The sequence below is a fragment of the Planomonospora algeriensis genome (assembly GCF_977012225.1).
In genome coordinates this window covers 1-515 of record NZ_CDRNDK010001077.1, presented here as the reverse complement: position 1 = coordinate 515, position 515 = coordinate 1, and the positions used below count along the sequence as shown (strand labels likewise).

Below are 515 nucleotides of genomic sequence, written 5' to 3'. Positions count from 1 at the left end.
GCACCGCGTCCGCATGCGCCTGCTCCGGCAGCACGACCTCGGCGAACACCTCCCCATCCCGCCGCCACGCCGCCCGCAACCCCTGAAACACCGGCCCGTACTGCAACCCGATCTCGGCCAGCCGCTCGTACAGATCCTCCACATCCACCACCACCGCACCCGCCGGCGGCCACACCCCCGCATCGAAGCCCGGCGCCGCCACCCGCGCAGCGAGCTCACCCTGCGCATGCAGCGTCCAGTCCTGCGCCTCCTGCGCCCGCGAGTGCAGCGCCACCGCACGGACCCCCGACTCCTGCACCGCCCCCACGACCACCTGCACCTGCACACCGCTCCCGGCCGCCAGCACCAGCGGCGCCTGGATGGTCAGCTCCCGCACCAGCGCACAGCCCACCTCCTCACCCGCCCGCGCCACCAGCTCCACCAGCGCCGCACCCGGCACGATGACCGTCCCGTTCACCACGTGATCGGCCAGCCACGGCTGCCCCGCCACCGACAACCGGCCACTGAAGACCACC

At 73.8% G+C, this 515-nt stretch carries 1 protein-coding gene; it reads right to left on the bottom strand.

All coding sequences use genetic code 11. The features are described 5' to 3' along the window. Positions 1-515 (bottom strand): polyketide synthase dehydratase domain-containing protein (locus ACWJ6R_RS37885; protein WP_449066790.1); only part of this gene is annotated, 515 nt, incomplete at both ends.